General features: G+C 38.2%; 10 protein-coding genes and 5 pseudogenes. 6 read left to right on the top strand and 9 right to left on the bottom strand.

Features of this window, described 5'->3' with window-relative positions; genetic code table 11:
* The 4 genes and pseudogenes from IQ274_RS35830 to IQ274_RS35815 all read left to right on the top strand — a co-directional run.
* Positions 1–120 (top strand): annotated as a pseudogene (locus IQ274_RS35830) (IS630 family transposase); the annotation flags it as partial.
* A gap of 4 nt (positions 121–124) precedes the next feature.
* Positions 125–458 (top strand): annotated as a pseudogene (locus IQ274_RS35825) (transposase); the annotation flags it as partial.
* Between the two features lie 330 nt (positions 459–788).
* Positions 789–992: a hypothetical protein gene (locus tag IQ274_RS35820; protein ID WP_228058627.1), complete on the top strand. Its 204-nt coding sequence runs from the start codon at positions 789–791 to the stop codon at positions 990–992.
* Between the two features lie 37 nt (positions 993–1,029).
* Positions 1,030–1,230 (top strand): hypothetical protein, encoded by a 201-nt coding sequence (locus IQ274_RS35815; RefSeq protein WP_094333315.1) that lies wholly within the window; start codon positions 1,030–1,032, stop codon positions 1,228–1,230.
* Positions 1,231–1,305: 75 nt separating this feature from the next.
* On the opposite strand, the gene IQ274_RS37150 is transcribed toward IQ274_RS35815, so the two are convergent.
* Both IQ274_RS37150 and IQ274_RS37145 read right to left on the bottom strand, forming a co-directional pair.
* Complete coding sequence (locus tag IQ274_RS37150) at positions 1,306–1,599, bottom strand: hypothetical protein (protein WP_228058626.1); 294 nt, start codon at positions 1,597–1,599, stop codon at positions 1,306–1,308.
* Entirely contained in the window at positions 1,559–1,753 is a 195-nt protein-coding gene (locus IQ274_RS37145; protein ID WP_228058625.1) for a hypothetical protein, read from the bottom strand. Before IQ274_RS37145 ends, IQ274_RS37150 begins: the two co-directional genes overlap by 41 nt.
* Before the next feature lie 76 nt (positions 1,754–1,829).
* Here IQ274_RS37145 and IQ274_RS35805 point away from each other — a divergent pair.
* A pseudogene (locus IQ274_RS35805) lies at positions 1,830–3,169 on the top strand (transposase).
* A gap of 39 nt (positions 3,170–3,208) precedes the next feature.
* Here IQ274_RS35805 and IQ274_RS38225 read toward each other — a convergent pair.
* The 5 genes and pseudogenes from IQ274_RS38225 to rpaB form a co-directional block, all read right to left on the bottom strand.
* A pseudogene (locus tag IQ274_RS38225) lies at positions 3,209–3,710 on the bottom strand (IS982 family transposase); the annotation flags it as partial.
* Positions 3,711–3,793: 83 nt separating this feature from the next.
* Positions 3,794–4,777, bottom strand: a complete 984-nt coding sequence (locus IQ274_RS35795) for a hypothetical protein (RefSeq protein WP_228058624.1) — start codon at positions 4,775–4,777, stop codon at positions 3,794–3,796.
* 66 nt (positions 4,778–4,843) lie between these two features.
* A complete protein-coding gene (locus IQ274_RS37140) occupies positions 4,844–5,059 on the bottom strand; it encodes a hypothetical protein (RefSeq protein ID WP_228058623.1) in 216 nt (71 codons plus the stop codon).
* Between the two features lie 355 nt (positions 5,060–5,414).
* Entirely contained in the window at positions 5,415–5,900 is a 486-nt protein-coding gene (locus tag IQ274_RS35790) for a hypothetical protein (RefSeq protein ID WP_194145181.1), read from the bottom strand.
* Between the two features lie 1,159 nt (positions 5,901–7,059).
* Positions 7,060–7,833, bottom strand: coding sequence for a response regulator transcription factor RpaB (gene rpaB / locus IQ274_RS35785; RefSeq protein WP_163937478.1), 774 nt, complete (start codon positions 7,831–7,833; stop codon positions 7,060–7,062).
* A 394-nt stretch (positions 7,834–8,227) separates the two neighbouring features.
* Between rpaB and IQ274_RS35780 the strand changes: the two genes are divergently transcribed.
* Entirely contained in the window at positions 8,228–8,605 is a 378-nt protein-coding gene (locus IQ274_RS35780; RefSeq protein WP_163937475.1) for a hypothetical protein, read from the top strand.
* Between the two features lie 90 nt (positions 8,606–8,695).
* On the opposite strand, the gene IQ274_RS37640 is transcribed toward IQ274_RS35780, so the two are convergent.
* The gene (locus tag IQ274_RS37640) at positions 8,696–8,824 is read right to left on the bottom strand and encodes a hypothetical protein (RefSeq protein ID WP_265578603.1); all 129 of its coding nucleotides are present in this window, start codon (positions 8,822–8,824) and stop codon (positions 8,696–8,698) included.
* Between the two features lie 46 nt (positions 8,825–8,870).
* Positions 8,871–8,989, bottom strand: a pseudogene (locus IQ274_RS35770) (IS630 family transposase); the annotation flags it as partial.

Genomic DNA, 8,989 nt, shown 5'->3' with positions numbered 1-8,989 from the left:
TGTGCTTTGATTCCTTCGTTCTCTCATCTGAAGTGGATGTTTGAGTGGTTTATCCGACACACGACCTTTGATTTCCCCACCCTTCAAATGTACGGAGCTTTTTCAGAAATCAAATATTAGTCCTATATTAGACAAATTAGGTTCAAGCAATTTTGATGAATAAGAAGCAGTATTCAAAAAAGCATTGCTGCTTTTTAAAAATTATAAAACTGTAGTGTTAGGAGATCGGGAATTTTGTTCAATAAAACTGGCTAACTGGCTGACAGAGCAGAAAGTATATTTCTGTTTACGCTTAAAAAAAGATGCATTTATAGAAATAGAACCGGAAATTTGGCTGCAATTAAGAGATTTAGGTTTAGCACCTGGACTTTCTTTTATCAAGGTATTAAATATACAAAGAGTACTATTGTTTTATTAGCTTTAATCTTGCTGCTAAATGGAAGCGTAAACGTTTGGGAGATCTCCAGAGAAATGCGGTCAAATGGCAGAGATAATTCATCAGCAACCGCGTCCCCTAAATCAACTAATACTGCATAAAATAGCCAATAAATTCAGAATCCTGTCTCGACATCCCAACTGCTTATAATATTTTTGCCCGGCAAAAATAGCTGGGGTTAATAAAGCTTCTAAATGTTTGGAGATCGCTTTCGCTTCATTATCTATAGTAGGAGTATTATGTCGGTGTGCGTGGTAAGAGTTTTGTTTTGGTCGCTTTGGCTTCTCTGTTCGGAGAGGTTTGGAAGATGATTTCCCTCGGAAATGGAATCAGACTACTCAGTTGATGAAAAATGAACCAGGGTTTATCGATACTGGCGTTACATCGCAGTCTTGACCCAACCGAGAGGTTTCAATTTATTAATATTGCAAAATGGTCTAGTAAAAAAGCATGTCTTTCGGCATTCTCTAAACGTATTTCCCAAAAGGAGATTTTTGAACAACAATTACCTATTGAAGCTAATCCTGCCCTTTATCAAATTGAAGCAGAGTATTAAATCTCAAAACAGAATTTAGAGGAATCGTAATTCAGCTATGATTACTGAAAATGATGATTCAGTCGATGCAGTGAATGAACTAGTGAGAAAAATCTCTATTAAAGAAACCCAGCTAAAAATAGCCCAAGAATCGAATCTCATTCATACTGCTGAAGCGTTAGAAAACCAACTATCCCAATTACAACAAGAATTGGGAGATAATTCAGACACACAATTGCAGTCACTAATGAGCTTGTAAAATGCTTACGACGGTAACTGAGCTTCTTGTACTGAGCGCAGTTAAAGTATTGAGAAGTGTGGGCTACGCTCTACGCTAAAAAATAATGCCTGCATTTTGAAATAGTGGCAGTTGAATGACTTGGGTTTGTTTGGCGTTATCCAGGTTAGACAACGAAATCCCCAACAATCTGATAGTACGATTCTCCAGATCAATCGACTCAAACAGTCCTTTAGCTATCTCAAAAATCGTAGATAGTCCACTAATGGGAGTAAGCATTGTCTTACTACGGGTTAAACGCTGATAATCAGAGAACTTGACTTTTAACGTTAATGTGCGGCCTCGTGTTTCATGCTTCTCTAACCTTTGCTCGACAATTTGAGCAATCATGTTCGAGTTCTTGCAACATTTGACCGACATCGCTCAAATCCTGTGCAAACGAGGTTTCTGCACCAATCGATTTGCGAACTCGATTCGCTTCAACTGGGCGGTCATCTTCTGCCCTGGCAATCTTGTAGTAATAACAATACCTTCGCCAAAACAAGAGTATGAAGAGAGAGGGCGCTCTGTAGTAGAGTTGTTGTCTTCCCAAACGACAACTCAAAAACTACAATTCGCCCATGTTCGACATCCTATCACTCTTACAATGTCTGCTACCGCAGATAAACGCTACAACAATGCGGCAGTTGAACCAAATAATCTTGGCTATGTTAGCAATGAACGGCCGAGTCACTATGTTAGGAATATCACGTTGGGCAGGGATTGGTGGCAGTTATCGGACAATATTGAGGTTTTTTCATACAGTAATACCTTGGGCGACGTTATTTTGGCTATTTTTCCGCAAGCATTTGTTTCGTGCAAATGAGGTATATTTACTTGCAGGAGATGAAGTTGTAGTCAGCAAATCAGGTAAACAGACTTATGGATTAGATAGGTTCTTTTCCAGCCTAGTAAGTAAACCAATATCAGGTCTATCAATATTACTTTATCGCTAGTAAGTGTCGAACAAAGACACTCATTTCCGATTCAAATAGAACAGGTGATAAAGAGCGATATAGAAAAAAGTAGTGTATCGCCAAAACCAGAAATAAAAGCCAAAGAAAAACGTGGACGTGGACGACCAAAAGGGAGTAAAAACAAAAACAAGACCGAAGTAATTCTCACATCTGAATTACTAAAAATTAAGAAGATGATTAGTGAGCAAGTCTTGTTGATAGCTAACTTTATCCCACTCACTTACTTAGTCTTAGATGGTCATTTTGGAAACAATAATGCTTTGCAGATGGCTCGACAGGTCAACTTGCATATAATTTCCAAGTTACGCCATGATTCAGCATTATACATACCTTACCAAAATCCTGACCCCAATCATCGTTCACGCCGTAAATACGGGGAGAAACTGGACTGGCGTAATATTTCTGATGAATATTTGCGTTAAAGTAGTATTGAAGAGGATGTCCAAACCGATACTTACCAAGTTAGTTTACTGCACAAAGAATTTTCCCAGTGCCTGAATGTAGTTATTTTGGTGAAAATAAATCTGAAAACTAATGCTCGCAGTCACATCATTCTTTTTTCTAGTGACCTAAAATTGTCATCTGAGAAAATAATTGACTACTACAAACTGCGCTTTCAAATCGAGTTTAACTTCCGTGATGCCAAGCAATTTTGGGGATTGGAAGACTTTATGAACATCGGTCAAACTGCGGTGACTAATGCTGCTAATTTAGCATTCTTTATGGTTAATTTATCTCATCATCTTCTCGCTGATTTTCGCACCCTTAATCCCGACTCCGGCATTATTGATCTTAAGGCTCATTATTGTGGCTTTCGATATGTCCATGAAATCTTAAAAATGCTTCCCGAAATCCCTGAGCCTATTTTATTAACCCGGATTTTTGCCAAGCTTACTGCTTTAGGACGTATTCATCCCGTTTCTACTGGCGTTGAACCCTTGTAAATTGGCAGAGGTATTGAATTGAAGGCTAGGTTTCTTAGGTTAATGACAATAAGCAATCAAACCGCACAGAACATTAACGCAAAAATTGACTGGGCTACGATGCCGAGAGTGTTCAATCTGAGAAATGTTTTTGAGTTGGTCGTTAATGGTCTCAATAATGTAGCGTTTACGGGATAAAAGCTTGTCATGAAGACGCATCAACTTATTTTTCATATTGCGACGGGGTTTGGCAAAAAACTGAATCCCAAAATCGGCTAAAAGTTGAGCCGCCAGTTTCTGGGAGACATAACCTCTATCAGCTGCATATTTTGCCAAACAGATTGCTGAGTAAATCAGGTACTGGTTGACGGTCATCAACATTACCAGGGGTGATAGTCACATTTAAGAGTTGACCAAACTCATTCACTACAAGATGCAGCTTGAAACCAAAAAACCAATCGACAGAAGTCTTGCCACGAGAGGCTAAACCGTCGAACACTTTATGCCTAGAAATGCGACGATTATGGCAGACTTTCAAGCTGGTAGAATCGATAAAACCGATACCCGACATAGGACAGGTTGCTGGATTTAACGCTATTTTCAGCTTACTACCTGTCCTTTTCCTTATCCCGAACTCAGGTTACGTTAACAGTGTTGTTGTTTTTTGAACAGGGACAACAGCAAACACAGAAGTACCATTACTATCAACGATACTGAAGAAACAGATTCTGGGACAGGCTGAGGGTTTTGCACAGGCTGATAATTGATGAAATTTCCTTGAATTGGGCTGAGTGATTCCAAAAGTTGCTCAATATCGCCAGATATATTAGTGTCATTACCAACACTTTTAGAAGAGATGAGGCGGTTAAACGGTTGGCTACTCGATTCATCAAAATCTCCTGTGAACCCAAGAAAATTTTGACCTATTTTACCTATAAGAGAGTCTATCAGATTATTAACATCAGTTTTGATCCTTTGTGGGGATAAATTTAAACTGCTGATATTGTTGACGCTTCCAATCGTTGTGTTGTCAGTCTCAGTTAACCAATTGCCATTACCAATAATTTCATTTCCATTGGTAAAAACCCAGTTACCATTACCAATAATTGTGTTATTAGTACCGAAGTCCCAATTGCCATTACCAATGGTTGCGTTGTCACTACCAAAGTGCCAATTACCATTACCTAGAGTTGCATTATTACTGCCGTTGTCCCAATACCAGTTGCCATTACCAAGGGTTGTGTTACCGTTTCCAAATAGCCAGTTTCCATTACCAATGGTTGCGTTGTCATTATTAAAGTTCCAGTTACCATTACCAATGGTTGCGCTGTTACTGTCATAATCCGAGTTAAAATTACCAATAGTTGCGTTATTATTACCAAAGTCCTTGTTACCATTCCCAATCGGTGCGTTGCCCTCATTAAAGGTTTGGCTACCAGTATTAGATGTATTCCCAGTATTACCAAAGGACATATTGTTACCAAGGACTTCTTTCAATGGATCGAAAGGCGATTGTTGAAGCAGACTTCCAGCACCTGCTATAGGATTACTGCTACCTGCAAATGGGTTGGTAGCCCCACTTGGAATTGGATACCCACTGCCTGCAAACGGGTTACTACCTCCTGCCAATGTGTTATCAATACCTTTGAAAAAGTTATCACCTAAAATTGACTTTAATCGATCAAATATTAATTGCTAAAGCCCACTGCCAGCATCGCCTGCAAAGGGGTTAATACCGCTACCTGGAATGGGATTGTTACCGTTACTTAATAACAGATTGCTACCACCTATCAACGGGCTGCCTTCAGCAGACAAACTGCCATTAGCTGCAAAGGAACCTACGCTGTTAGGGACACCTGCACTTAAGGGATTAACTCCACCATTAAGGGGATTGACAGCAGACTTTTCCATTAGCACTAATTTTCCTATTTTTAGTTAAAAATTTATGGGACTTCACTACTTTTTATAACAGTTAAAATTTTACTAACCCAAAATCTCTCTAAAATAAAGGCTTTAATAATTTTACTGTCAAACTAACAGAAAATATTGCTTAAATTCCTACCTGTAAAGAGTTTTAGGGTATAAGCTAGCAAGCTAATACAGTAATGCAGAAGGCACATCACTGACAAGACACACTTTTGAGCTTTATCGAATAGTATGTTTATTTGCGTCAAACTGTACTAGCATACTATGTACTGAATAACTCATTATTGTTCCTTCTATTTATTTGCTCATTTTCCCAAGGATTCTATTAAGCGAACAGGATTTATTGACCACCAAATAATGGGATTCCTCCACTACCAAATGATGGGATTCCTCCACTACCAAATGATGGGATTCCTCCACTACCCACTTCCTTGTCAAACTTTGAGTCAACTAGCTTGTCAATAGTAACTCTCAAATCGAACCCGTTCGGTATTCCACTTGTGCTAATACCATAGGTATGGTTACTAGCACCAGTCAAAGGATCGCTACCACTACCTTGGTTACTACCACCTGCGGATGGGTTGACACCCCCTGCAAAGATATTCCAGAAGTTGTCGCCAGCGAAAGGATTACCACCATAGGCTAAATCAGGCTTACTGCCACCGCCATCACCAAATGGGCTACTGCCACCAATACCACCACCTTCTCCATTACCAATACCACTAAATATCTTGGTGAGGCCTTCTTTACCGAGAACTCCTTCCAATCGACCGAAGGGTGATTGTGAAATTGAATTGTTCCCACTATTACTTGAATTTTCTGCCATTAGATTAATCCTCATTATTGAATAATAATCTTGTTAGCATTGCAACATTAAATAGACAAAACTTAAGTTTATTTAATGACTTGAACGTTAGCAACACTAGTTAGTAACTACTAGATTATTTAGTTATCTCAACGTATAGATAACAAATTTTTCATCAATGCTACTTACATCTAAAATTTATATAATTTAATTTTGAAGTACAATGCAAAATATTTTGATATATTTATCAAACTTGTTGATATTTTTAGATTTAACTTAAAAAATTAACTAAAATATTTGTATAAAAACTTAATTTGGGTTAACTGTTATATTGCAATGAATAATCTTTTGATAAACTTGCCATTTTTTTAGATATTTAATTAATCTGCGTTGATCCGGGGTTATATCACTTTTGTCCGACGTTATACCAATACGGTTCGGTTAAGACAACTCTTTGCCCTTGACAGCAAAGGAGTTCTTGAACGAAGGTGCAGATGAGATGCCTTGCCCTCTGAACCTACCGAACACGCTTACCATCCCTGAACTGCTTGATCCGATCATGCGTTGCATTATTTCTTGTTGCTTTGTCTAAGACCTAGAAGGAATCGATGAATAACATCGACTATAGTACTTATTTCTTGGAGTTCAGGATGTACAGTCTTGTAGAGCCGTATTAGATCCGTTTTGCCATAGGGTTTCCTACGAATGAGTTTTAAAATTTGAACGGGTAATATGCCCGATGAGACTGCGTAAATTGTCTCTGGAAACCACTGAATTGATTCTATTTCATTGAGAAAATAGTCTTTCTTATAATGCCAGAACAGATAGGTATACTTGATTGTTAAAAGATTACTATTGCCGTCAAAGATAATAGTTCTAACTGGGAGATGAAAGTCTACAATCATCATAGCGAATAGAAAGCACACACAGATAATTAGTGCTATAGAACTAAAATAATAAAGCGGAGGATAAGCTATCATCTGATATATTGATTCCACTGCTTTCTGACTCAGACCAAATATTGTCCATTTTTTGAATGTAGAGATTAATAAAAAGTAAATAGCAACATAAATAAAAAGGACTCTTTTCTTGGTATCAAAATTTCTTCTTTCTGACTTGATGACAAGTCGATTTGGTGTTGTTTCTAAAATTTTCAGCATTTTGACTTCTAATTTCTTCTTCAATCGTGTTCTGAATCAATAATTCGTGAGAAAAAATAACCACTACCTCTTGCTGTAATAATGAATTCTGGGCCGTTGGGATCGGATTCTACCTTTGTCCGTAACCGCGAAATATGCACATCTACCACACGAGTGTCTGTATTCATCTCTGGTACAAAGCCCCACAATTGCTGTAATATTTCAACCCTTGAAAAAATCTTTCCCGAATGATTCACTAACAACTCTAATAAGCTAAACTCCACACCTGTCAACCGAATGCGTTGCTCATTTTTGTGGACTTGCCGCTTATTGATATCGATTTTGAGATTGCCCAGATGGATTATCCCAGAGTTAGGAATACTATTAATGCTGGTTTTGTGAGAGCGCCGTTTTAGTACACAGGCAATTCGAGCTTCCAGTTCCTTGGGTGAGAAAGGTTTCGTCATGTAGTCATCAGCACCTAACTCCAACCCAGTGATTCGGTCTGCTACATCTCCTAAAGCTGTGAGCATGATGATTGGCACATCTGACTCTCTCCGTAATTCTTGGCACACACCGTAGCCATCCAGCTTTGGCATCATTACATCCAGAACTATCAAATCAGGGGTCAACAAGCGAAAAACTGACAACGCTTCTTCACCATCACTAGCTGTCACTACGCTGTAGCCAATCATTTCTAGACGCGTCTGTAAAATCCGCCGGATGCTGGCTTCGTCATCTACTACTAAGATTGTGCCTTTATCAGCTGATAAGTTTTTCAACGCTGTTCCTAATAAGCGAGAACTCTCAACCATCTATTATCTGCATAAGCGAGAACTCTCAACCATCTATTATCTGCTTATTAGGAGTCAAAACCGCAAAACAATCTTGAAGTACAGTTATCAGGAAAGAAGCGATCGCTTAATACTTGCATCTGTGCAACTAGACTATACTAGGGCATCTGCCCGAAAAACATAAATTTTTCAGCAAGGGACTCGTATTTCCCATAGATTTGGATACTTTGTTTTCAAAAGAAGGGTAATTTCTATGTTAACCAAAACATAAATGTTAATTTCTCAGTGTAAGTGCATCTCAAATGCTATTGACAAGTAGGTTTAGATATACGATCATTAATTAGCAAATTATTGACAATTAAGCTTATTTGTTATTAATTTTTTTATTAAGTAGGATAATCTAAAAATTGCTTTGATGCTTGAAGATATAATAATTACTCTGCTAGTTTGCAGTACAGAAGAAGAGAAGCTTTACTTCGAGGTGTCCCTCTCACTTTTAAAAAAAGTTTCCACCTGGAATCCTGAATTGTCAGCAGTGCCTTTATCAATAAGCGAGGCTATTCAAATTGGTCGGGCTGAAGCTTATCGAAAGCGACCTCAATTCAACTCTTATGTATGTATAGCTGCCTCGATTAAATCTCTGCAACCTCATCCAAAGCCATTTCTATGGTATTGGCATATTGTGTTTGTCCCAGTAATTGATAAGCATATTTGTTATTTAGATCGCAGTGAGATCGTTTTGCTTCTGGACGGTACAGTAATTGAACCAAAAATTATTAATATTTCAAATTAGTTCCAACTTTTTTAACAAATTCGGCAAAATTCCCCGTCCCTCTTCTGTAAGCGCTCAAGGACAGTCAAAGCAATTCACACATGACCAATTTTATGAAATGCTTAAGGGAGTCCCATTATCTTTGGGTTTTAAAGTGAGAATAAATGGAACAGCTTTCAATACCCAATCGGACATCGGTGTATAATCAGCAGCTTCTTCTCCAAAGCTAATAGAAAGCATCTCAGTATGAATAATACCTGGATTGAGGGGTATGGTTGCTATAGGACTAATATTTGATTTCTGAAAAAGCTCCGTACATTTGAAGGGTGGGGAAATCAAAGGTCGTGTGTCGGATAAACCACTCAAACATCCACTTCAGATGAGAGAACGAAGGAATCAAAGCAC

The organism is Nostoc sp. LEGE 12447, assembly GCF_015206985.1.
GTDB lineage: Bacteria > Cyanobacteriota > Cyanobacteriia > Cyanobacteriales > Nostocaceae > Nostoc.
This window is presented reverse-complemented; position numbering and strand designations above follow the sequence as displayed.

Bases quoted from the DNA above. Each gene is read 5' to 3' on its own strand.
- IQ274_RS35820 (WP_228058627.1), top strand. From the start codon at position 789: ATGAACCAGGGTTTATCGATACTGGCGTTACATCGCAGTCTTGACCCA.
- IQ274_RS35815 (WP_094333315.1), top strand. From the start codon at position 1,030: ATGATTACTGAAAATGATGATTCAGTCGATGCAGTGAATGAACTAGTG.
- IQ274_RS37150 (WP_228058626.1), bottom strand. From the start codon at position 1,599: ATGATTGCTCAAATTGTCGAGCAAAGGTTAGAGAAGCATGAAACACGA.
- IQ274_RS37140 (WP_228058623.1), bottom strand. From the start codon at position 5,059: ATGGAAAAGTCTGCTGTCAATCCCCTTAATGGTGGAGTTAATCCCTTA.
- IQ274_RS35790 (WP_194145181.1), bottom strand. From the start codon at position 5,900: ATGGCAGAAAATTCAAGTAATAGTGGGAACAATTCAATTTCACAATCA.
- rpaB (WP_163937478.1), bottom strand. From the start codon at position 7,833: ATGGTTGAGAGTTCTCGCTTATTAGGAACAGCGTTGAAAAACTTATCA.
- IQ274_RS35780 (WP_163937475.1), top strand. From the start codon at position 8,228: ATGCTTGAAGATATAATAATTACTCTGCTAGTTTGCAGTACAGAAGAA.
- IQ274_RS37640 (WP_265578603.1), bottom strand. From the start codon at position 8,824: ATGCTTTCTATTAGCTTTGGAGAAGAAGCTGCTGATTATACACCGATG.